At 58.7% G+C, this 24,000-nt stretch carries 19 protein-coding genes; 3 read left to right on the top strand and 16 right to left on the bottom strand.

Annotated elements, in window-relative coordinates; translation table 11 throughout:
- Positions 1-128: 128 nt before the first annotated feature.
- The 10 genes from acnB to DDT56_RS09155 all read right to left on the bottom strand — a co-directional run bounded on the left by acnB (position 129) and on the right by DDT56_RS09155 (position 11,077).
- On the bottom strand, positions 129-2,726 hold the full coding sequence (gene acnB / locus DDT56_RS09200; RefSeq protein WP_136166147.1) for a bifunctional aconitate hydratase 2/2-methylisocitrate dehydratase: 2,598 nt from the start codon (positions 2,724-2,726) through the stop codon (positions 129-131).
- A 247-nt stretch (positions 2,727-2,973) separates the two neighbouring features.
- A complete protein-coding gene (argE, locus tag DDT56_RS09195; RefSeq protein WP_136166146.1) occupies positions 2,974-4,125 on the bottom strand; it encodes an acetylornithine deacetylase in 1,152 nt (383 codons plus the stop codon).
- A gap of 12 nt (positions 4,126-4,137) precedes the next feature.
- Positions 4,138-4,548 (bottom strand): RidA family protein, encoded by a 411-nt coding sequence (locus tag DDT56_RS09190; RefSeq protein ID WP_210417004.1) that lies wholly within the window; start codon positions 4,546-4,548, stop codon positions 4,138-4,140.
- A gap of 100 nt (positions 4,549-4,648) precedes the next feature.
- Entirely contained in the window at positions 4,649-5,401 is a 753-nt protein-coding gene (locus DDT56_RS09185) for an amino acid ABC transporter ATP-binding protein (protein ID WP_136166144.1), read from the bottom strand.
- Positions 5,394-6,056 (bottom strand): amino acid ABC transporter permease, encoded by a 663-nt coding sequence (locus tag DDT56_RS09180; RefSeq protein ID WP_136166143.1) that lies wholly within the window; start codon positions 6,054-6,056, stop codon positions 5,394-5,396. The genes DDT56_RS09185 and DDT56_RS09180 overlap by 8 nt, the downstream gene beginning before the upstream one ends.
- 16 nt (positions 6,057-6,072) lie before the next feature.
- Positions 6,073-6,804 carry an amino acid ABC transporter permease gene (locus DDT56_RS09175; protein WP_136166142.1) on the bottom strand — a complete coding sequence of 244 codons (732 nt, stop codon included), beginning with the start codon at positions 6,802-6,804 and terminating at the stop codon, positions 6,073-6,075.
- Complete coding sequence (locus tag DDT56_RS09170; protein ID WP_136166141.1) at positions 6,794-8,188, bottom strand: MmgE/PrpD family protein; 1,395 nt, start codon at positions 8,186-8,188, stop codon at positions 6,794-6,796. Before DDT56_RS09170 ends, DDT56_RS09175 begins: the two co-directional genes overlap by 11 nt.
- A 25-nt stretch (positions 8,189-8,213) precedes the next feature.
- A complete protein-coding gene (locus DDT56_RS09165; protein ID WP_136166140.1) occupies positions 8,214-8,999 on the bottom strand; it encodes a transporter substrate-binding domain-containing protein in 786 nt (261 codons plus the stop codon).
- 165 nt (positions 9,000-9,164) lie between these two features.
- Positions 9,165-10,151, bottom strand: coding sequence for an agmatinase (locus tag DDT56_RS09160; protein ID WP_136166139.1), 987 nt, complete (start codon positions 10,149-10,151; stop codon positions 9,165-9,167).
- Positions 10,152-10,201: 50 nt separating this feature from the next.
- A complete protein-coding gene (locus DDT56_RS09155) occupies positions 10,202-11,077 on the bottom strand; it encodes a MurR/RpiR family transcriptional regulator (RefSeq protein WP_136166138.1) in 876 nt (291 codons plus the stop codon).
- A gap of 416 nt (positions 11,078-11,493) precedes the next feature.
- Between DDT56_RS09155 and DDT56_RS09150 the strand changes: the two genes are divergently transcribed.
- Positions 11,494-13,113, top strand: a complete 1,620-nt coding sequence (locus tag DDT56_RS09150) for a methyl-accepting chemotaxis protein (protein ID WP_136166137.1) — start codon at positions 11,494-11,496, stop codon at positions 13,111-13,113.
- 102 nt (positions 13,114-13,215) lie between these two features.
- Here the strand turns inward: DDT56_RS09150 and DDT56_RS09145 are convergent, their stop codons facing one another.
- Positions 13,216-15,456 carry a TonB-dependent siderophore receptor gene (locus DDT56_RS09145; RefSeq protein WP_136166136.1) on the bottom strand — a complete coding sequence of 747 codons (2,241 nt, stop codon included), beginning with the start codon at positions 15,454-15,456 and terminating at the stop codon, positions 13,216-13,218.
- 305 nt (positions 15,457-15,761) lie between these two features.
- On the opposite strand from DDT56_RS09145, the gene DDT56_RS09140 reads away from it, so the two are divergent.
- A complete protein-coding gene (locus DDT56_RS09140) occupies positions 15,762-16,748 on the top strand; it encodes a helix-turn-helix transcriptional regulator (RefSeq protein ID WP_136166135.1) in 987 nt (328 codons plus the stop codon).
- A gap of 118 nt (positions 16,749-16,866) precedes the next feature.
- Positions 16,867-18,207 (top strand): MmgE/PrpD family protein, encoded by a 1,341-nt coding sequence (locus DDT56_RS09135; protein ID WP_136166134.1) that lies wholly within the window; start codon positions 16,867-16,869, stop codon positions 18,205-18,207.
- A gap of 13 nt (positions 18,208-18,220) precedes the next feature.
- Here the strand turns inward: DDT56_RS09135 and DDT56_RS09130 are convergent, their stop codons facing one another.
- The 5 genes from DDT56_RS09130 to aceF form a co-directional block, all read right to left on the bottom strand.
- The gene (locus DDT56_RS09130) at positions 18,221-18,571 is read right to left on the bottom strand and encodes a type II toxin-antitoxin system RelE/ParE family toxin (protein WP_136166133.1); all 351 of its coding nucleotides are present in this window, start codon (positions 18,569-18,571) and stop codon (positions 18,221-18,223) included.
- Between the two features lie 13 nt (positions 18,572-18,584).
- On the bottom strand, positions 18,585-18,854 hold the full coding sequence (locus DDT56_RS09125; protein ID WP_136166132.1) for a hypothetical protein: 270 nt from the start codon (positions 18,852-18,854) through the stop codon (positions 18,585-18,587).
- A gap of 239 nt (positions 18,855-19,093) precedes the next feature.
- Entirely contained in the window at positions 19,094-20,263 is a 1,170-nt protein-coding gene (locus tag DDT56_RS09120; RefSeq protein WP_168197596.1) for a dienelactone hydrolase family protein, read from the bottom strand.
- Between the two features lie 196 nt (positions 20,264-20,459).
- Positions 20,460-21,884, bottom strand: a complete 1,425-nt coding sequence (lpdA, locus tag DDT56_RS09115; protein ID WP_136166189.1) for a dihydrolipoyl dehydrogenase — start codon at positions 21,882-21,884, stop codon at positions 20,460-20,462.
- A gap of 213 nt (positions 21,885-22,097) precedes the next feature.
- Entirely contained in the window at positions 22,098-23,999 is a 1,902-nt protein-coding gene (aceF, locus tag DDT56_RS09110) for a pyruvate dehydrogenase complex dihydrolipoyllysine-residue acetyltransferase (protein WP_136166131.1), read from the bottom strand.
- Between the last annotated feature and the right edge of the window lies 1 nt (position 24,000).

The following is a 24,000-nucleotide window of genomic DNA, read 5'->3' as shown; positions in this document are numbered from 1 at the left end:
CTCTGAGATTGCTGATTACAGTTTGGTGCTATGGCGTTATGCCCCCTCCCGGCCTCCCCCTTATCAGGGGGAGGAGCGTTCTCCCTCCCCTGCGAAGGGGCCGGGGTGGGGTCATCAAACTACATGATTTACACCGCGGTCTGAAAAATAACCCCGTCCGCTTTCTCGGTATAGTGATCCAGACGGTCGAAGTTCAGATAGCGGTAGGTATCCAGCGCGGTTTTATCCACCTGCTCCATATAGGTCTGGTATTCATCCGGCCCCGGCAGGCGGCCCAGCAGCGAAGCCACCGCCGCCAGCTCCGCGGAAGCCAGATAGACATTGGCCCCGGTGCCTAAACGGTTCGGGAAGTTACGCGTAGAGGTGGATACCACCGTCGCGCCGTCCGCCACGCGCGCCTGGTTCCCCATGCACAGCGAACAGCCGGGGATCTCGATGCGCGCCCCGCTCTTGCCGAACACGCTGTAGTACCCCTCTTCGGTCAGCTGCGCGGCGTCCATTTTGGTCGGCGGCGCCACCCACAGGCGAGTGGGCAGTTGACCTTTATGGCCGTCCAGCAGTTTACCGGCGGCGCGGAAGTGGCCGATATTGGTCATACAGGAACCGATAAACACCTCGTCGATCTTCTCGCCGGCCACGTCGGACAGCCAGCGGGCGTCATCCGGATCGTTCGGCGCGCAGAGAATCGGCTCTTTGATTTCCGCCAGATCGATGTCGATCACCGCGGCGTATTCCGCATCGGCATCCGCTTCCAGCAGCTGCGGATCGGCCAGCCATTTCTGCATCCCCTGGATACGGCGCTCCAGCGTACGGCGATCGCCATAGCCTTCGGCGATCATCCACTTCAGCAGCACGATATTGGAATTCAGATATTCGATAATCGGCGCTTTATCCAGCTTGATGGTGCAACCGGCGGCGGAACGCTCCGCCGAGGCGTCGGTCAGTTCGAACGCCTGCTCCACCTTCAGATCCGGCAGCCCTTCTATTTCCAGAATACGTCCGGAGAAAATATTCTTTTTGCCTTTCTTCTCGACGGTCAGCAGCCCCTGTTTAATCGCATACAGCGGGATGGCGTGCACCAGATCGCGCAGGGTGATGCCCGGCTGCATTTTGCCGCTAAAGCGCACCAGCACCGACTCCGGCATATCCAGCGGCATTACCCCGGTGGCGGCGGCAAACGCCACCAGCCCGGAGCCGGCCGGGAACGAGATGCCGATCGGGAAACGAGTGTGGGAATCGCCGCCGGTGCCGACGGTATCCGGCAGCAGCATGCGGTTAAGCCAGGAGTGGATCACCCCGTCCCCCGGACGCAGCGATACCCCGCCGCGGTTCATGATGAAGTCGGGCAGCGTGTGGTGGGTGGTGACGTCCACCGGCTTCGGATAGGCGGCGGTGTGGCAGAACGACTGCATCACCAGATCGGCGGAGAAGCCGAGACAGGCGAGATCTTTCAGCTCATCGCGGGTCATCGGCCCGGTGGTGTCCTGGGAACCGACCGAGGTCATTTTCGGCTCGCAATACTCGTCAGGGCGAATACCGGCAACGCCGCAGGCGCGTCCGACGATTTTCTGCGCCAGCGAGAAACCTTTATTGCTGTCGGCCACCGCCCTGGCGATGCGGAACACGGCGCTCGCCGGCAGCCCCAGCGACTCGCGCGCTTTGGAGGTCAGCCCGCGGCCGATAATCAGCGGGATACGCCCGCCGGCGCGCACTTCGTCGAGCAGCACATCGGTTTTCAGCGCAAAGGTCGCCAGCACCTCGCCGGTGTCATGGCGGCGTACTTCGCCCTTATAGGGATAGATATCAATCACATCGCCCATATTCAGGTCGCTTACATCCACCTCAATCGGCAGCGCGCCGGCATCTTCCATGGTATTGAAGAAGATGGGCGCTATTTTCCCGCCCAGCACCACGCCGCCGCTGCGTTTGTTCGGCACATGAGGAATATCGTCCCCCATAAACCACAAAACGGAGTTGGTGGCGGACTTGCGGGAAGAACCGGTGCCGACCACATCGCCGACGTAGGCCAGCGGAAAGCCTTTCTTGTTCAGCTCGTCGATCTGTTTGATCGGACCGACCACGCCGGGCTGATCGGGGTCAATGCCTTCGCGGGCGTTTTTCAGCATCGCCAGCGCATGCAGCGGGATATCCGGGCGCGACCAGGCGTCGGGCGCCGGGGAGAGGTCATCGGTGTTGGTTTCACCGGTCACCTTGAATACGGTAACGGTGATTTTTTCCGCCAGCTCAGGGCGGGACAGGAACCATTCGGCGTCCGCCCAGGATTGAATCACCCGTTTGGCGTAGGCATTGCCGGCTTTGGACTTTTCTTCCACGTCGTAAAAATTATCAAACATCAGCAGCGTGTGCGACAGCGCTTTTGCCGCAATCGGCGCCAAAACGTCGCTGTCGAGCGCATCAATCAGCGGATGAATATTATAACCGCCCTGCATGGTGCCGAGCAGTTCCACCGCTTTTTCCGGGCTGACCAGCGGGGAAGACGCCTCACCTTTCGCCACCGCCGCCAGAAAACCGGCTTTCACATAGGCCGCTTCATCAACGCCGGGGGGAACGCGGTTAATCAGCAAATCCAGTAAAACGTCTTCTTCACCGGCGGGAGGATGTTTTAATGACTCAACCAGCGCCGCCATTTGCGCGGCATCCAACGGCTTGGGAACAATCCCCTGTGCAGCCCGCTCGGCTACGTGCTTACGATATTCTTCTAGCACGACTTTCTCCTCGCTCTTATTGTCTTCGTTATGCCCGACGCTCTTGTTCCTGATGATGATTTCCATGCCGCTGTGTCGGCATGAGAGGGTTAAGGTAAGAGAGTGCCCGGTCCAGCCTCGCCAGCATATCAGAATTTGCAACACCTGTTAATTCATTTACAACCCAGCAACATTAAAGCATCGTTTCGTTCACTTCATCCGTAAACGAGCATCCCATTCACGCACTGCACAGGGATAAAGAGAGCAGTTATACGCCGAGCGCCCGCGCCAGAAACGTCTGACACTGATCCAACTGGCCGCAGTCGATATACTCGTCCGCCTTATGGGCCTGGGCAATAGAGCCCGGTCCGCAGACAACCGCCGGGATCCCCGCCTGCTGAAACAATCCGGCCTCGGTGCCGAACGCCAGCGAGTGAAACCCAGGCTGTTCCGCCGCCGCCGCGCAGCGGTGTTTCAGCGCATCCAGCGACGCATCGTCCTGCAAACCAGGGTAGGCGGACAGCATCTCAAACTGAATATCCGCGTCGCCAGCGACCCGACGCATTTGCGGCACGATGTGCCGACGGGCGAAATTCCCCAGATCATCCGCCAGTAAATGGTGATCGCTGCCCGGTAGCGGGCGGATTTCAAAATCAAATTCGCAGCGATCCGGCACCACGTTGACCGCCGCGCCGCCGCGCACGGTTCCCGTCTGTACCGTCGACCACGGCGGTTCATAGCGCGTATCGGTTAAGCCGCCTTGCCAGTCGCGCCCGCGCTGACGCAGAAACATCATCAGTTCGGCGGCATATTCGATGGCGTTCACTCCCAGCTGCGGCTGGGAAGAGTGCGCCGCCTGGCCGAGCACGACGCAGCGCCAGGCGCTTTTTCCTTTATGCGCGGTCGCGATGCGCATCATCGTCGGTTCGCCGATGATGCATCCGGTCGGGCGGACGGCGTCGCGCGCCAGTTGATCCAGCAGGCCGCGCACGCCGACGCAGCCGATCTCTTCGTCATAGCTGATGGCGATATGTATCGGCCGGGCGTCGGCGCCGCGCGTGCCCTGAATAAAACGCGGCGCCAGCGCCAGCACGCAGGCGATAAACCCCTTCATGTCGGCCGTTCCGCGCCCATAGAGACGATCGCCGCGCCGCGTCAGCGTGAACGGATCGCTGCTCCACGGCTGTCCCGCCGTCGGCACCACATCCGAGTGGCCGGAAAGGCAGATCCCGCCCCGATCCTGCGGCCCGATGGTGGCGTAGAGATTCGCACGCTGGCCGTCGGCGCTGTACACCCGGCGCGCGCGAATACCGTAACCGGCCAGATAGTCTTCCACAAAGTCAATCAGCGGCAGATTGGACTGACGGCTCAGGGTAGGAAAAGCAATCAGTTCGGACAGGATATCGATGGCGGTGATCATAACGGGCTATCCTCAGGATTTTACGGCGATGACGTCGATTTCCACCCACCACTCCGGACGCGCCAGCCCGGTGATCGTCAACCCGGTCGATACCGGAAAGACGCCTTTCAGCCAGCGCCCCATAATGTTGTAAACCGTTTCACGGTAGCGGATGTCCGTCAGGTAGACGGTTATTTTACAGATATCCTCCAGTTTACTGCCGGATTCTTCGAGCAGCATCTTGATATTGAACATCGCCTGCTCGGTCTGGGCCGCGACATCTCCCACCCCGACCGACTCCCGGGTATCCAGATTCTGGCCGATTTGTCCGCGCAGAAAGACCATATTGCCGGCTACCACCGCCTGGCAGAGATCGTTGTCCAGACTCTGTTCGGGGTAGGTTTTTTTGGTGTTGAACTGGCGAATACGCGTATGTGCCATAATGTATTTCTCCTGATAAAGCCGTTTTTTAAACGAGCGGGGTTGCGGCAAGGTTTGCCCATGCCTATGGTTTGACAATATTAATGAGTTGATTAATAACGTATTAAGTTAAAAACTGTTTCAGTTCCGCGCTTTGCGGATTATCGAAAATATCCTGCGGCGAACCGACCTCATGGACTTTTCCCTGATGCATAAACACCACGCGATCGCTCACCTTGCGGGCGAAATTCATCTCGTGGGTCACCATAATGATGGTCATGCCATCCTCGGCCAGCTTCTCAACCACCTGCAGCACTTCGCCCACCAGTTCCGGGTCGAGCGCCGACGTGATCTCATCGCACAGCAGAACCTCCGGGTTCATCGCCAGCGCTCTGGCGATCGCCACGCGCTGTTGCTGTCCGCCGGACAGACTGTCCGGCCAGCTGTCGAACTTTTCCGCCAGCCCGACGCGCTGCAACAGCTGGCGGGCGGCGCGTTCCGCTTCATCTTTCGTCATTTTCTTCACCAGCGACGGCGCCAGCATAATGTTTTTCCCCACGGTGAGATGGGGAAACAGGTTAAAACTCTGGAATATCATGCCGACGTCCTGACGCAGCTCGCGCATGGCGCGCTCATCGTCGTATTGGACCGGCTGACCGTCCACACGCAGTTCCCCCTGCTGGAAGGACTCCAGACCGTTGATGCAGCGTAGCAGCGTACTTTTGCCCGAACCGCTTTTGCCGATGATGCACACCACCTCCTGACGTTTTATCTGCAAATCGATGCCCTTCAGCACTTCGTTGTCGCCAAAGCGCTTATGCAGACCGCAAATATCGACCAGCGCAAAGCCGCTGGCATGCTGGGCGGAATTAGTCATGGCCGGTTGTTCCCCGCGTTAAATGCTTTTCCAGATGCCGGCTCCATAGCGACAGCGGAAAGCACAGGATGAAATATAAGAGCGCCACGCTGCCGTAAACCAGAAACGGCGCGAAGGTGGCATTGGAGATAATCTGTCCCGAACGAGTCAGTTCGACAAAACCGATCACCGAGGCCAGCGCGGTGGCTTTAACCGCCTGCACCATAAACCCCACCGTCGGCGCGATAGCCAGACGCATCGCCTGAGGCAGTATTACGTAGCGTAACTGTTCGCCGAACGACAGCGCCAGACTGGCGGCCGCCTCCCACTGCTGACGCGGAATGGCCGCTACGCTGCCGCGCCAGATTTCGGTGAGAAACGCGCTGGCGTACAGCGTCAGGCACAGGCTGGCGGCGAATAGCGGCGCGGTTTCGATGCCGAGCAGCCCCAGACCGAAGTAGGTCAGAAAGAGCTGCATCAGCAGCGGCGTGCCCTGAAACAGATTGACGTACGCGGCAACCAGGCGCTGTAGCCAGACGCCGCCGGACAGACGCAACACCAGCAGAATGCCGCCGACGATGCCGCCGCCGATAAAGGCGATGGCCGACAGACCCACCGTCCAGCGCAGCGCCAGCAGCAGATTACGGTAGATATCCCACAGCGAGAAATCACTCATGATCGTTTTCCTGATGTCAGCGGTTGAAAATACGCCGGGCGCATTTTTTAACGCCGCTGAGCGACGCCCCGGAAGAGGTCGGGCAAGAGCGGCCCGTCATAAAAATAAAGCGGGGTCCCAGCCAGTTCAAAAACCGGCGCATCGCGATAGCGAGCAGCAGATAGATCGCCGCCGCAATGATGTAGGATTCAAAATTGCGAAACGAGCGGCTGGCGATCAGATTGGCGCTGTACGATAGCTCTTCGGTGGAGATCTGGCTGCACACCGCCGACCCCAGCATGATGATAATCACCTGGCTTACCAGCGACGGCCAGACGCGGGACAGCGACGGCGGCAGCACGACGCGGGTGAAAATCTGCCAGCGGCTGAGCGCCAGGCTCTTCGCCGCCTCAATCTGGCCGCGCGGCGTCGTTTCGATCCCCGCCCGCACGATCTCCGCGGCGTAAGCGCCGAGGTTGAGGATCAGCGACGCCATGCTGGCGGTCAGCGCCGACAGCTGCACGCCGGCGGCCGGCAACCCGAAGAAGATAAAAAACAGTTGCACGATATAGGGCGTATTGCGAAAAAGCTCTACGTAAGCGCCCACCAGAAAACGCAGCCAGGCGGCTCCCCTGGCCCGTCCCCAGCCGCAGGCGATGCCCAGCGACAGGCCGAACAGCGTGGCGATCAGCGCCATCGCCAGCGTCGTTATCGTGCCGGTTAATAACAGCGGCCACTGTTGCAGTACCGTAGCAAAATCAAACATCATCAGGCGTTTTCCCCCGCGTTGGGCGCAGTGCCAGTAAATCGTCAAGGTCAGTCAGGGTTTCCGCCGCCCACAGCCGTCCGAGCAGGCTCTGCATCTGCGCGGCGTCCATGACCCGGCCGGCGCAGCGGCGAAATTTGTCGCTCAGTTCCTCATCGCTCAGCGGACGAGCGGCCGTTCCCCATGCCTGCGCGGTAAACCGCTCGTGTTTGGTCCCATCCGCCATCTCCAGCGTAACCGCCGCTCCCTCCGGCGCCCGCCGCAGCAGTTCGTCGTCACGCCAGCGCGGGCCGGTGGTCATCGCCACTTTCTCCATCAGTTGCGCCAGTTCGGGACTGCGCACCGTCTCGTCATTGAGGCAATCCAGCGTCAGTTCGCCATAAGAGAGCGACGCGGCGATGGCGAACGGCAGGCTGAACTGCGCCTGTTGAACGGAAACCGGCCGCAGGTAGGCCAGATTGGCCGCCACCAGCGGCGGCACATCGCAGACGATGCGGACCACATCGCCCGGTTCGAGCGCCCGCTCGCGCGCCAGCGCCATCACGCCGTCCACCGCCGCGTGGGAAGAAAGGCACACCGGCAGACGTTTAACGTCGATGCCGGGGTTCAGCAGACACCAGCTATCGTCCGCCGCCAGCCGTTCCCGCATAAAGCGCCCCGCGTTGCACAGCGCGGCCAGCCCGTATGGATGTTCGACGGCATCCGTCGGCCCGCTGGCTCCCTGCTCGGCCAGCAGCGCGGCTATCACGCCCGCCTCGCTGGCTCGTCCGGCCAGCAGCGGCTTGGCGTCGCTGCCGAATACGCTTTTCATCCCGCCGGTTCCGGCGATAGCCAACCCCAGCGCCTGCGCAGTCGCGACCGCATCCAGCTTCAGCAGTCGGGCCGCCGCCGCGCAGGCGCCTACCGTTCCCAGCACGCCCGTGGTCCACCAGCCGCGTTCATACAGGGTCGTTCCCAGGGCCTGCGCCAGCCGGTACTGGCATTCCGACCCGGCCACCAGCGCGGTTATCAGCGCCTCTCCGCTGGCGGAACGGGACTGCGCCAGCGCTAACGCCGCCGGAACAATCACCGCCGAGCCGTGCGCGAAACCGGCGTAGCAGTTATCGTCAAAATCGAGGGCGTGGGCCGCCGTAGCGTTGACAAACGCCGCCGCCGGCGCGGCCATATCGGCATCGCATCCCGCCGCCTCCGCCCGGCCGGCGGCGGCGTACTGCGTCGCCGTCGCGCGCGCCAGTCCGGCAACGCGGGTCGCCGAGCCTGCCAGCATGACCCCCAGCGTATCCACCAGGCAGCGCTGCGCCACCCGGCGCACCGACCTGGGGATCGCCTGCGGCGTTATGGCCGCCAGCCAATCGGCCAATAGCTGCGTCGCGCGTTTTTCCGTCATGCCCGCTTCTCCAGCCCAACCATCATCATTCCGGCAGATCGCCGGCCGGCGCGCCCAACCATTTCTGCGCGATAGCATCCAGCGTTCCGTCCGCCTTGGCGGCGCGCAGAATCTGGTTCACCCTGGCAACCAGGTCCGGCTGGTCTTTCGGCATCCCGACATAGCACGGCGAATTGGACAAAATGACCTTCAGTTCCAGATCAAGCCTGGGGTTTTTCTGTTTCATGGCGCCCGCCACCGTCGTGCCGATCGCCACCAGCTCGGTCTGGCCGGACAGGAAAGCGGAGATGGTGCTGTTGTTGTCCTCGAAGCGGCGGATAACCGCCTTCGGCGCCATCGTGGTCAACTCTTCGTCCTGCATGGAGCCGCGGGTCACCGCCACGGTTTTGCCCGCCAGCTCGTCGGTGGTGGTCGCCTTGACCTTGCCGCCGCCGAACACCGCGTCAAAGAAAGGCGCATAGGCGATGCTGTAGTCGATCACTTTGGCGCGCTCTTCCGTTTTCCCCAGCGAGGAGATGGTCATATCCGCCTTACCGGTTTGCAGGTAGGGAACGCGGTTGGGACCGGTCACCGGAATCAGCGTCACCTTGACGCCCATCTTTTCACCGATCAGGCGGGCGACATCAATATCCACCCCTTGCGGCTGCATATCGCTGCCGACGTAGCCATAGGGCGGATAGTCCACCGGTACGGCCACACGTAAATTCTTCTGGCTCATAATGTTGTCGAGAACGCCGGCGGCGTTGGCCGTCATCACCGCAAACGCCGCTACGACACCGACGAGCGCGGATAATAATGTCTGTCTTTTCATGACAACTCTCCTGACTTGACGTACTGAATAAAGGTTGGATAAATAAAAAACCCTGGTTTTGGCGCAAAAGCCGCTGTTTTCGCCTGCGGCGTAAAATAGTGTCTGTTTATTTATGGTGGCGGATCATTACCGTCCGCCAGCCTGCGAACCGTCGCTAATGCGACGTTAAAATTGGCTCGCGGACGTTTTTTTAAAATAGCCGGCGCGCACCGCCATACCGATCAGATTGATAAAGAACCGACAGGCGGTAATCGCCGTAATATTGTTCACATCTTTTTTAGGCGTAATTTCGACAATATCCATGCCTACCACGCGGCCTTTTTTCACCAGGCCGTGAATGATTTTTCGCGCTTCGCCGTAGGTCACTCCGCCCAGCGCCGGACCGTTGACCGCAGGCATAATCGTCGGGTCTATCCCGTCAGCATCCATGGTGATGTAATAGTTGCCGCCGTCGGGAATACGGCTGAGGATGGCCTCGGGACCCGCGTCATGCAGTTCGTGCGCCGTAATCAGATGCGCGCCGTACGCCAGCGCCGCGTCCACCTCTTCCTGCCGGGCGGAACCGTTGGCGCGCAGGCCGATCTGGAAGATTTCGCCAACGTGCGCCATCTCCGACGCGCGGCGGATCGGGCTGGAGTAACCGTCGGTGACGCCGTTCACGTCCTGACGCCAGTCAAGGTGCGCGTCGATATGAATCAGCGTAATCGGGCCGACCTCTTCCAGCGCGCGCAGCACCGGGATGGGAATGCCGTGATCGCCGCCGATGATCAACGGCATGCCGCCTAGCGCCAGAATCTTGCGCACCACCGCCTCGGCGGCGTCATAGTGCCGATTCAACTCGCGCGCATCGCCGGCGATATCGCCGCAATCCACCATGCGAATCGGCTGGTTGTCCATCATCGGGCCGCCGATATCGAAGTCATAGCGCTCGAAGCTGCGCAGCGCGCGATCGGTTGCCTGACGCACCGCCGTCGGCGCATGGGTTTGATCGTTGCTTACTTCGTCGATCGAATACGGCGAACCATAGGGAATACCCAATACGGCGATATCCACGGAATCGAGTGTATTTAAATCCGTCACGACTTCCGAATAAAGCAGACTCTTATGGCCGTGTTTCGGCGCGGTTGTAAATTCCGGTTTATAGGCAATCATTTCTCTTTTCCTGGTAGCAATAAATAATAATGCGATAAACAGCGGCGAAATTAATTCAGGCTCCACCACTCGCCCATCGCCCATAATTTCTCTTCGGTACTATTTACCAAGCCTTGTACGTCCACTTTCGCGGTAGCGGCTAATAACGCCACCAATAATTCGCTGACGAGAAAAGCCGGCGTTAAGGTGTCAAAAAAAGACGCGGTTTGTTTTTTTACCAAGATGGTTTCGCTGGCGATACGCGCCAGCGGCGAACTGGCGCTATCGGTAATGGCGACGACCTGCACCTTCTGCTGCGCCAGATAACGGCTCAGCGACACCGAGCGCCTGGCATAAGGAGAAAGGCTGCATACCAGCAATACGTCTTTCGAACTGATATTATTCATCAGGGCCATAATGCCGCTTTCTCCCGCGCCTTCGATTAAACGGATATTTCCCTGAAAATAAGTGGCTACGTGAGCGAAATGAAAGACCACCGGAAATGAAGAGCGCAAACCAAGGCAATAAATCATCCGCCCCGCGGAGAGCACTTTCGCCGCCCTGACAATGGCGTCCAGCGTTGCCTTCTCGCACAGATTCTGAATATAGGACGTGGTGGTATTGGCCAAATCCAGCACCAGCGAGCTTTCGCCCATTTTCTGTTTCATCTCCACCAGCGCCGGCACGCGCGGAGCGTACTCATGCCCCTGCCCCCGCGCGGCGTCGACGAAAATAGCGCGAATCTCATCGTAACCGGACAGCCCGAGTCGCTTCGCCAGCCGGGTCATGGTGGAAGGGGGAATGCCCGCCAGCCGCGCCTGTTCGCGCATCGACATGACGATCACTTCCTGCGGATGGTCGAGCACAAAACCGGCCGCCAGCCGTTCCTGTTTCGGCAACGACTCAAATCGCTGTTTTATTTGTTGGCACAACGCAAGATGATCCATAAATTAGCCCGTTTTTTCGCATCGCTACGGGATAGGAATTGCAACCGCCATGCCAAAAACGATTCATGTCGATTCACTTGATTCAATATTTGCGGATAAATTTCTGCATCAAAAGTCGATAGGGGAATTAGGCAGAATCAAAATGATTCAAATGAACCATTTTGCGCCGAAAATAATTTAAGGCGTAAAAATAAACCGTTCATTGGCAGATAAACGATAAACACGGCTTGCACCAGAAATGAAAAATCTCTGCCACTCTATGGTGCAATATCCTTTATACCTTAAATAATTCGAGTTGCAGGAAGGCGGCAAGTTATACCGCGCATAACCTATAAAAAAGACGTATGTAAGAAATTCGTCCGATTGCCGATAGTTTCCTACTGGGCAGATTGATATCAACGCCATTGGGAGTACATATGTCCTTTTTACGCAACGTCACCATAAGAAAGGTTTTGTTGGTTATTCTCAGTCTTTTTCTGTTGTTATGGGGCGGCGTGTCTTGGTTTACGCTGTCATCGCTTAATCAGGCCACCCATTACCTGGCGCTCGGCAATACGCAGGTGGAATCATTAAATACCCTGACCAGCGGCACCGATCAGGCCCTGCTTTCAGCCATCCGCATCAACCGGGCGATGACGCTGATGCAGAGCGGCAAACTGGACGACATCGACAACACCGTCTCCGCCGCCGGCGCCGCGTTGCGGAGCAGCCAGGAAAATCTGGAAAAGTTCAGAAATCAGTCTCATACGCAAATCGACCCGCCCATCGTCGATGAGGTGGTGGCTACGTGGAGCCTGTTGATCGAGAAAGGTCTGCAGCCGATGATGACGGCCCTGCTGGAGAAGCGCTTCGCCGAGTACCGCCGGCTGTTCCGCGACGATTTCCAGGCGCTGAACGAAACCTTTATCGGCGCGGCGGGCCGCTATCAGGCCATCGCCTCGGACAGCGCTACCGTGCGGCATGTCTATACGCTGGTCGAATGGTGCAAGAGCATCCTTATCGCGGCGATGGCCGTCGGGGCCGTCATTCTGCTGCTGACCGACCGCTATCTGGCCGGCTATGTGGTGAAGCCGCTGATGTCGATCAGGGATCATTTCCGTACTCTGGCCGCGGGAAAACTGGATCGCTCGCTGGAGGATTTCGGGCGTAACGATGCCGGCCAGCTGGTGCCTTATCTCAGGGAGATGCAGGAGAGCCTGAAAATGACGGTGGCGACGATTCGCAACAGCGCGGATTCCATTTATCAGGGAACGGCGGAGATCAGCGCCGGCAACAACGATCTCTCTTCGCGCACCGAACAGCAGGCGGCGGCGCTGCAACAGACGGCCGCCAGCATGGAGCAATTGGGCACCACGGTAAAACACAATACCGACAACGTTCATCAGGCCAGCAGCCTGACGGAAAAAGCGACCTCGGTGGCCAGACAGAGCTGGGAGATGGGACGCGAACTCGGCACCATTATGGACAGCATCGCCACCAGCTCGCGTAAAATCAACGAGATCACCAGCATGATCAACAGCATCGCCTTCCAGACCAATATCCTGGCGCTGAACGCCGCCGTCGAAGCCGCGCGCGCCGGCGAACAGGGGCGCGGTTTTGCCGTGGTGGCGGGCGAAGTGCGTAATCTGGCGCAGAAAAGCGCTCAGGCGGCGAAAGAAATTGCAGGATTGATTGCCGAGTCGGTCGATCGCGTTGATGCGGGCGCCAGACAGGTGGTGCGTACCGGCGAGGTGCTGGATGGCGTCATTACCGCCATCAGCCAGGTTAACGACCTGATGGGAGAGATCGCCTCCGCATCCGACGAGCAGAGCCAGGGCATCAGTCAGGTGAGTCAGGCGGTGACGGAAATGGACGGCGTCACCCAGCAGAACGCCGCCCTGGTGGAACAGTCGGCGGCCGCGGCGGCGTCACTGGAAGAGCAGGCCCGGCAGTTGATGCTGGCGGTAGCCATTTTCCAGTTGGAGCAGGATCAGACGCACGACGAGGCAAAATCAGACGCGCAGGCGGTGCCGCAACTGGCGGCGATGGTATCCTGAGCGCAGGGCGTCAATCGCGGCGATAATCTCCGATCTGGCGACCGGATATTATTGTCCGCCGCGGGGAAACCCCGGCGCGGCGTCTTTGCCGGCCGACGCCTCTTAGAAGTGGGTATTCAGGCTGACGAAAAAGGTTCTGCCCGGCTCGTTATAGGTGGCGGCGCCCGCGCCGGCGATATTGTTCACCCCCTGCGCGTTGCCGGCGCGGAACTGGCGCTTGTCCAGCAGATTGTCCACCCCGCCCGTCACGCTCACGTACTGGTTAAACGCGTAGGTGGCGCTCAGGCCGAATAACGCATACGGGCTGAGTTCATCGCTGGCGCTGCCGGTCACGCGGTTGCCGTTATAGTCATACTTTTTAGGTTTCTGACGACCATACCAGGTGACATCCCCCAGGAAGGAAAGCTGTTCCGTCGCCTGCCATTCAACCGATGAGTTCAAAGTAAACTCCGGCGTGATGGACAGGTAATCGCCGGTGGTTTTATTTTTCGATTCCAGCATCCACGTCAGATTGTTACGCCAGTTAATGCTCTCCGTTACCGGAACGCTTAGGCTGCCCTCCAGCCCCTGCACCACCGCTTTCGGGATATTTCCCCACTGGAAAATATTGGCATTGGCGTAAGCGGGGTTGCTTCCCCCGACAGCCTGACCTATCGGCGACAAACCGGATTCAATCTTGTTGCGGTAATCATTGTGGAAATAGGTAATGCCCGCCGTCAAACCGTTGCGGTGGAACTCCAGACCAATCTCCTTATTCAGGCTGGTTTCCGCTTTCAAATCCTCATTACCGAGCAGGTAACAGCTCTGTGAGCTGCCGCCGTAACATCCCTGACCGCGGCTGTAGAGAATATAGTTAGGGTTGGTCTGATACAGATTGGGCGCCTTGTAAGCCCGGGCGATACCCAGTTTCAGGGTGTAATCCTCTCCCAGTTCCTGAGACAGGTTCAGCGACGGGCTCCAGTTGGTGCCCGCCGTGCTATGGTGATCGAGACGCAGCGCCGGCGTCAGCACCGTACTCGGCGTCAGTTGAATATTATCCTCAATAAAAGCCGACGCCAGGCGGGCGGATGTCTTGTCGCTGCGCCCGGCGCTGCTCAGCGAACCGATGCTGCCGGCTTCGGTGGTGGTCTGCGTATTCGACACCGGATCCTTCATTTTCTGCTCGTTCCACTCTACGCCGATGGTCGCCACCTGATCGAACAGCGCATTAAACGGAATATTGACTTCATTATGCGCGGTGAAACTATCCAGTTTGATGGTGCTAAAAGCATTAGGCGAAGAGAAAATCCCCTCCGTACCGCCCGCCAATCCTTCCAGAATACGGGTATTGTGGGTGCGTTCATATTGCAGGTATGACATCGAACTGACGCCGCTGTCCCAATAGCCGCGATGCGTGATGGCAAAGTTCTGACGGTACAGGCGATTGGTCTCTTTGCCGTAATTGCTGAGGACATTGGCATTGCTATTGGTATTTTGACTATCGCCCGCATAGATATTGCCCTGACGGCTGACGCCCGCTTCAAACTCCAGCGACTGCTGTTTGGTGACATCCCAGCGCAGCAGGCCGTTGATATCTTTATTACGCACCCCTTCCCGACCGGCGGGCAGAGAATTGATCTGATTGCCGGTACGCTCGGACTGATGCCCGTCATTGATATCTCTGGCATCGGCCTGGGTTTTATTCAGATTGCCGTACAGACGAAAGCTCAGATTATCGGTCAGGCCGCCCATCAGGCTGAAATCCGTGCGTCTGGTGGCGCCTTCCGACTTATGCTGCGGCGCGTTCAGATAGGTATTCCAACTGCCGTGCAGCTCCTGCGCCGGCTGTTTGGTGATAATGTTGATCACCCCGCCCGCCGCGCCGTTGCCGTAGCGCGCCGCCGCCGGGCCGCGCAGCACTTCGATGCGCTCCACCATATCGGCCGGCACCCAGTTGGTGTCGCCGCGGGTATCGCGTTCGCCGCGCCAGCCATAGCGCACCGCATTGCGGCTGGAGACCGGCTTGCCGTCCACCAGAATCAGCGTGTTTTCCGGCCCCATGCCGCGAATATCGATCTGGCGATTGTTCCCGCGCTGTCCGCTGGTGGAGTTCCCGGTAAGGTTCACCCCCGGCATGGTGCGGATCAGTTCCGACAGATCGTTGGCCGGCGGACGCTTGGCGATATCTTCCGCGGTGATCGTCGACACGCCCGGCGCCTGGCGGGTCTGCTCGGCGGCGGTGACCACGATGGTATCGGAGGAATCAGCGGCGTCATCCGGCGTCTCGGCCCAGCTCAGGAAAGGCGTAGTCGCACAACTCAGTCCGATAAGGGTCGCCAGATAGCGGCGTGGTGGTAGTCTCATGATTAAAATCGCCCTGTAGAATCGTAATTTGAAAGACGCTGATGCGGACGCAGCTGTGACAGGCTTTATTTATTGCCGTAAAACCGGCTCCATACTTTGTGGAGACAAGCCTGGGATATCACCGGCGCTTATCGCCCGCGCGTTGCCGGCCGCCAACGAAAAATGCTATTGAGAAGTATTTGCATTACCAATTCGGCGCCGTCATTGTTACATTTGTTTTTCAGGGGCGGGTTTGTGCAAACAGCAAATTGTTTTGCAAAAACGGCAAAATGACCGGCGATAACCGGACAAGGTAAGAGGGGATCATGCAAAATCAGCTGCCATCGTCAAAATCGATCTATAAGAACCATATCGTGCAGCAGTCCAGCCTGGTCACCAATGACTACCAACTGCTGGGATCGAGGCTGATTGACGATACGCCGGTGCTGTTCGGCAGCTTTAATGTTATCCAACTGAACCGCGATCTGATTCTGCACACGGCCGATGTGATCAACCTGCACAATATGAAAACGCAGAGTATGCTGAACGGGGCGATAAAGCTGGCTATCGTGGTAAACGGCATCGCGCATATCAGCTACGATGAAAAGCCGCTGCATCTGGGAAAGCACCAGCCCGCCTCGCTGATTTCACTGACCGAACCTACGCGGTTCAGCCGCAGCGGCAAACGAGACGAATACGAACGTACCGTGTCGCTGACCTTTAGCCGGGAATGGCTGTACGGCAATCTGCTGGACAGCGTCAGCGACTGGCAGGCTATTTATGATTTCACGCAAACCCATCTCGCCACCCATTTATGGCTCCCGTCGCGTCAGGCGCTGGCCATCGCCTGGCAGATTCTGAACGCCGGCCCCTGCCATACCCCGCTGCAACGGCTGTATCTGGAAACCCAGTGTATGTTGCTGATTATCGAAGCGTTCGGCTCGCTCACCAGCCAGGCGCAACGGGACAAAACCGCCCCCGGCGTGACCTTGCGCAATCATCAACGGGTTCATCAGATCCGGGATATGCTGGAAAGCGGCGCCGCCGACCACCTCTCCATGGCTGAAATCGCCAAAAGCGTCAGCATGAGCGAAAGTACCCTACAGCGTCATTTTCGCCAGACGTTCAATATCACCGTGTTTGAATATCTGCGTAACTGCCGTTTACAGCGCGCGATGCTGGCGCTGCAAAAAGATGGGATAGGCATTGCGCAAGCGGCCAGCATCGCCGGTTATAACAGCCCGGCCAACTTCGCCACCGCGCTGCGCCGCGCCTTCGGCATCACGCCGGGGCAGGTAAGGGATCGTTTCTGATACGCGCCATTACGCCCTTAATAGCCGAAAAGAATGATTCATTACGTTTGGCTATTAATCATCCGTCGGCCGGGCGCAGTAGATTAAGGTATCTTCCACTGCTGATTTTGCACTATTTATGACTAACGTTGCCGATTTAACCGCTACCTTCGCCGATTACGTTACCCACAGTTCGCCAGACCGGGCGGCCGTTGACGCCGCGCGTCGGGGCGTCACCGATTTTGTCGCCGCCGCCCTGCCCATTACCCAGGGCGCTATCGCCGACAGCGGGCTTTATCCGTTAAAGCAGGTATTTAGCGGCGCCGACAGCCTGACGAACAGCCTGATTCTGGGGTACGCCGGCCACGCGCTGGACTTTGATGACTATCAGCCGGCGTTTCGCGGCCATTCCGGCACCGTGATCCTGCCGGCCCTGTTCGCCCTGGCTGCGGAAAACTCCGCCATAACCGAAGCGGCGTTTCTCACCGCCTACGTTATCGGGGTGGAGGCCGCAGGACGCATCGGCCTGGCCAGCGGCTCGCGCCACTATAGCCTTGGCTATCACAGCACCGCCACGCTGGGAACCATTGCGGCGGCGGCAGCGGCGGCGCGGCTGGCCGGCGCCTCCGCCGCGCAGACGCGGAATATCCTCGGCCTGGCGGCGACGCAGGCCGCCGGTTTGCGCGCCCAGTTTGGTTCCGCGGCCAAGCCGTTGCATGCCGGACTGGCGGCAAGAGCCGGCCTCACCGCGGTTAAACTCGGGCTGGCCGGTTTCAACGGCAACGCCCAACGGGTTGTGGAAGCCTTTCTGGCCGCGCACGGCGACCAGAAACAGCAGCCGCAACTGCTTGTCGAATCCTGGGGGGCGCCGTGGCGGATCCTGTCTCCCGGCCTGGAGTTCAAACGCTACCCGACCTGCGGCGGCACCCACAGCGCGGCGGAAGCGGCTTTCGCGCTCAGGGAGCAGTGGCAGGCGCAGCGGGAAAGCGGCGCATCATTGACGGATGATATAACCAGCATCTCCGTCTCTTTCCCGCCCGGCGGCGATACCGCCCCATTTATCCGTAAAGCCGCCACCGGTGTGGAAGCGCGCTTTAGTCTGGAGTATGTGATTGCCGCGGCGCTGCTGGAAGGCGAGCTGAAACTGGCACGGTTTGCGGAAGGTGCGGTGGATCCGGCTATCGCCGCGCTGGCGGACAAGGTTACCCGGCTGGCGGATGATAGCGCGCCGCCGGACGAACTGGATCCGGACGCCCGTTTCCATGAAGTCACCCTGTTTCTGCGCGACGGCTCAACGCTGACCCGCCGCGTTACCCGGCGGGAAACGGTGACGAAACCCACCGATCTCGGCGCGAAGCTGGCGCAGAACATCAGCGCATCGCCGCATGTGGATAGCCAGCGGATTCTGGCTCGCTGCGCGCTGCAAGACGCGGGGGATCTGCGCTATCTGCTGGAGCTGCTGATAGACACGCCGGCATAAGCCGCGCTCCTATCTACTCAATCGATGAGTCGGCATAAATAATACTGTGGCGGTAAAGTGCCGCCTCAAAATCTTGTCTGGTGCTGGCATACAGCAGGATTTCAATCTCCGGGCCTCTGTCATCGTAAAAACAACGATAGCCGTGGTGAATATCCAACCATTCTCGCACCTGAATGCCTTTGTCAGCCAAATCCGGATTAAATTTGTAGAGCGCGGGGGAACGGCTAATGCTGGCTACGGAGCGATCAATCAGATTATCGACAAAAATTGCGGCTTGCTGCGGCCCGATAATAGCAGACTTATAAAACTCGATTTCACGTAAGCTATCAAAGGCCGTCTGCGCCAAAACCACCATTTTATTCATTGATTACTTCCCGTTATCCCCGCGCATTGCGTAGACGCTGTTTTGCTTCTTCAGGGGACATTTTGCGATCGTTGGCGATGTCGTGTTTCCCTTTCATAACGAGTTTCAACAGGGCGTTAATCTGACGCTCTCGGGCTCTTTCAGCCAGTTCGGCTTGCCGTTCCGCGGCCGTCTGCACAAAAAGCTCGGCGACTCCGTTTTTGGTGACAAAGACGCCGCCTTCAAAAAGTTCGGGATTACCTAAACCTTCCCGCGCTGTTTTTTGGGACATGGTATTAGTCATACTCAATCTCCTTACTGATACCTGATGGCGAGTGGACAAATTCCACAAACAGGCCGGTTAACTTCTGGATAATCACCGGCTAATTATTGCCTCACTTGAGCCGGTCGCTAAGCGTGGAAATAAACGCCAACGAGTAAAATACTAGCAGCAGCCCTAATGGGTATCAAATTTATTATAAATTTATACCCATATGAAAAATGAACGGTAGCATCGCGCTTAGGCGCCTGATGCGGACGTTGTTACTGCCCGGCAACATTCAGCCACCGATCCAGCCAGTTAAACGCCGCTTCCTGCTGCTGCCGCTCGAAAACGTGGCCCAGCTCCGGCCAGATTCGGGTTTCCAGTTTGTCGTCCGCCTGCTGCGACTGCCAGACGCGGCGCATTTTGCCGTACGCCTCCCGCACCGAATCGCTCGGGAATAAGCTATCCGCGGCGCCGTTGAAAAACAGCATCGGGTTGGGTGCGGCAATGCTGGCGACATCGGGGAAATCCAGGCGCGCCGACAGTCCGGGATGCAGCATATAAAAGGCCGACTGGCCGCGCAGCACGTTATTCCCCGGCGTCATCAGCCCGCTGTAGGTGCCGATCCACGCTACCGCCGCCGTGGCGGCCACCCTGTCGGACAGCGCCGCCAGCTGCCAGGCGCGGTATGCGCCCAGGGAAAACCCGAGCGCGCCGATACGCTCTGCGTCCACCTGCGGCAGCGAAGCCAGAAAGTCCGCGGCCCGCATATCCTCATAGGCCATCAGCCCCGCCAGCGAACGCCCCAGATTGAAGAAATTGCTCGCCAGCGCCTGCTGGCGTTCGTACTGCATCGGTCCGCGATCGCCCCAGCCCAGCGCGTCCACCGCCAATACCACATAGCCGCGTTGCGCCAGTTCATCGCCAATAAAACGTCCGGAGAAAAACTTATCCGCCCACGCCTGGGCGGAAACCAGCCGCTGCTCGTTGCCCCAGGGTTTGATCACTTTCTCTTTGCCGATATCGAATTTCGATCCGTGATCGTGCAGCAGGATCACCGCGGGATGAGGTCCGGGAGATTTAGGCGTCAGCAATAATGCGCCGACCCGGCTTTCATCCGTCAGGTTAAACGCGACTTTCTCAGCCAGATAGCTGCCGCGATCCTGCCGGTCAAGCGTCTGCGGCGCGAAAGCGATGGTCGAGTCGGGCGTCAGCAGCAAAGCGCGCAGCGTCCGGCGAGCGTGGTGCTTCCAGTCTGGGAAGCGAAAATGCTCGCTTACCAGCCAGGAGTCCGGGTAAGTCATTTGCTGTTTAAGCTGTGGGTAAAATGAGGGCAGTCCTTCATCCGTCACCGCCGAAGTTTGGTAGGTCATGTCGTGCGCCATAAGTGAAGGAGCGATCAGGCAGGCCGCCAGCAACCAGAACGGTGCTCGTCGTGAAATGTACATTATAGTAGTCCCAAAGATAAGACGTTGTTTTTCCTTGAGACGAAATTGTAAAACGTTGGGCGGCAAATAACCGGGCCGACGCCACATTCCGCGCAACCGGCTAAAAAAAGCAGGGAGCGGCGGGCAGAACAGCCCGCCATAAAAAAATCCGGCATAATCTGCCGGATTTTGGTTTTTCACCGTGCGATAGACGCGATTACTTTTTCTTGGCTTTCGGGTTCGGCAGGTCGGTGATGCTGCCTTCATAAATCTCGGCCGCCAGACCGACGGATTCATGCAGCGTCGGGTGCGCATGGATGGTCAGCGCGATATCTTCCGCATCGCAACCCATCTCAATCGCCAGACCGATTTCACCCAACAGCTCGCCGCCGTTGGTGCCGACAATCGCTCCGCCGATAACGCGATGGGTCTCTTTGTCGAAAATCAGTTTGGTCATACCGTCTGAACAATCGGAAGCGATGGCGCGGCCCGACGCCGCCCACGGGAAGGTAGCCGTTTCGTAGCTGATGCCTTTCTCTTTCGCTTCTTTCTCGGTCAGCCCGACCCAGGCCACTTCCGGCTCGGTATAGGCAATGGACGGGATCACTTTCGGGTCGAAGTAATGTTTCTTGCCGGCGATAACTTCCGCGGCGACATGGCCTTCGTGCACCCCTTTGTGCGCCAGCATCGGCTGACCGACGATGTCGCCGATGGCATAGATGTGCGGCACGTTGGTACGCAGCTGCTTATCCACGCGGATAAAGCCGCGATCGTCCACTTCTACGCCCGCTTTGCCCGCATCCAGGTTTTTACCGTTCGGCACGCGGCCGATGGCCACCAGCACCGCGTCATAACGCTGCGGTTCGGCGGGCGCTTTCTTGCCTTCCATCGTCACGTAGATGCCGTCTTCTTTGGCTTCCACCGCGGTCACTTTGGTTTCCAGCATCAGCGTAAACTGCTTGCTGATACGCTTGGTAAACACTTTGACGATGTCTTTATCGGCGGCGGGGATCACCTGATCGAACATTTCCACCACGTCGATCTGCGAACCCAGCGCGTGGTACACGGTGCCCATTTCCAGACCGATAATGCCGCCGCCCATAATCAACAGGCGTTCCGGCACGCTTTTCAGCTCCAGCGCATCGGTGGAATCCCATACGCGCGGGTCATCATGGGGAATAAACGGCAGTTGGATCGGACGGGAGCCCGCCGCGATGATGGCGTTGTCGAAATTGATCGTCGTTTTACCGTTTTCGCCGTCCACTTCCAGCGTGTTGGCGCCGGTGAATTTGCCCAGGCCGTTAACCACTTTCACCTTGCGCGCCTTCGCCATGCCGGACAGGCCGCCGGTCAGCTGGGTGATGACTTTTTCTTTCCACAGGCGGATTTTATCAATATCGGTTTTGGGTTCGCCGAACACAATGCCGTGTTCCGCCAGCGCTTTGGCTTCTTCAATCACTTTGGCGACGTGCAGTAAGGCTTTGGAAGGGATACAGCCGACGTTCAGACACACGCCACCCAGCGTGGCGTAGCGCTCCACCAGTACGGTTTCCAGGCCTAGGTCCGCAGCGCGGAATGCCGCGGAATAGCCTGCGGGGCCGGCACCAAGTACCACCACCTGAGCTTTAATTTCAGTACTCATCATGACCTCTTAATTAATTTCCGGCGGGCCTGTGACGTTATTGTTATCGAATCTTAACGCCCTCTTCCACCGGGACGTGTCTTTGCCGCGGTAGCTTACAAAATTGTTAACAACTTTGAAACAACATGCGACTAACGATTTGTCCTTAATCACTGATAGCCGTAGCGAATAACAGCTTATCAGAAAAAGCCGGCCGTCAGGCCGGCTTTTCGATTACATCACCAGACGGCGGATGTCAGACAATGTGTTGTTGATGATGGTAATAAAGCGCGCACCATCAGCACCGTCAATGACACGGTGGTCGAAGGACAGAGATATCGGCAGCATCAGACGCGGCGTAAACTCTTTACCGTTCCAGACCGGTTCTATCGCGGACTTGGACACGCCCAGGATAGCCACTTCCGGCGCGTTGACAATCGGCGCGAAATGCGTCGTGCCAAGGCCGCCGATGCTGGAGATAGTGAAGCATCCCCCCTGCATTTCGCCGGCGGTCAGCTTACCATCGCGCGCTTTCTTGGAGATAGTCGCCAGTTCGCGAGACAGTTCGATGATGCCTTTCTTGTTCACATCTTTGAACACCGGAACCACCAGACCGTTCGGCGTATCGACCGCCACGCCGATATTGATATATTTTTTCAGCGTCAGACGCTGGGCATCTTCGGACAGCGAACTGTTGAAACGCGGCAACTGCTCAAGGGCGGCGGCAACGGCTTTCATGATGAAAACCACCGGGGTAATTTTCACATCCAGTTTACGCTTCTCCGCTTCCGCGTTCTGCTGTTTACGGAACGCTTCCAGCTCGGTGATATCCGTTTTGTCGAAGTGCGTAACGTGCGGGATGACCACCCAGTTACGGCTCAGGTTGGCGCCGGAGATCTTCTGGATGCGACCCAGCTCCACTTCTTCCACTTCGCCGAACTTGCTGAAATCCACTTTCGGCCAGGGCAACAGACCCGGCAGGCTCCCGCCGCTGGCGGCGGCCGGCGCGGACTCGGCGCGTTTAACCGCCTCTTTCACATAGGCCTGAACGTCTTCGCGCAGGATACGGCCTTTACGACCGGTGCCTTTCACCTTCGCCAGATTGACGCCGAATTCACGGGCCAGACGACGGATAACCGGCGTGGCGTGAACGTAAGCGTCGTTCTCGGCAAACTCGCCCTTGCCGTCAGCTTTCGCCGCCGGCGCCGGCGCGGCGGCTTTGGCTTCCTGCTTAGCCGGAGCCGCTTCCTGTTTCGCCGCCAGGGCGGAAGCAGGCGCGGCGCCCGCCACTTCAAACACCATAATCGGCGAGCCGGTTTTCACTTTGTCGCCGGTGTTGATTTTAATCTCTTTGACGGTGCCGGCGAACGGCGCGGGCACTTCCATCGACGCTTTGTCGCCTTCCACGGTGATCAGCGACTGCTCGGCTTCCACCTTATCGCCCACTTTCACCAGCACTTCGGTGACTTCGACTTCGTCATCGCCGATGTCCGGCACGCTAACGTCTTTCGCGGCAGGCGCGCCGCTGGCGGCCGGAGCGGCCTCCGCTTTGCTTTCCTCTGGCGCCGCGGCCGGTGCGGCATCACCCGCGCCCGCCACTTCAAACACCATAATCGGCGAGCCGGTTTTCACTTTATCGCCGGTGTTGATTTTGATCTCTTTCACGGTGCCGGCGAACGGCGCCGGCACTTCCATGGAGGCCTTGTCGCCTTCCACGGTGATCAGCGACTGCTCGGCTTCCACCTTGTCGCCCACTTTCACCAGCACTTCGGTGACTTCGACTTCGTCATCGCCGATATCCGGCACCGCAACCTCTTTGCTGGCGCCGGCTGCCGGCGCGGCCGCCGGTTTGGCTTCTTCCTGCTTCTCTTCGGCCTTGGCGGGCGCGGCATCGGCCGCGCCGTCGGCGGAATCGAAAATCATAATCAGTTTGCCGGTTTCGACTTTATCGCCGACCGCAACCTTGATCTCTTTAACCACACCGGCCTGCGGGGAAGGCACTTCCATCGAGGCCTTATCGCCCTCTACGGTTATCAGCGACTGCTCGGCTTCCACCTTGTCGCCCACCTTCACCAGCACTTCGGTGACTTCAACTTCATCTGCACCGATATCCGGTACCTTGATTTCGATAGCCATG

This window comes from Brenneria corticis (genome assembly GCF_003115855.1).
GTDB classification, from domain to species: domain Bacteria; phylum Pseudomonadota; class Gammaproteobacteria; order Enterobacterales; family Enterobacteriaceae; genus Brenneria; species Brenneria corticis.
This window is presented reverse-complemented; position numbering and strand designations above follow the sequence as displayed.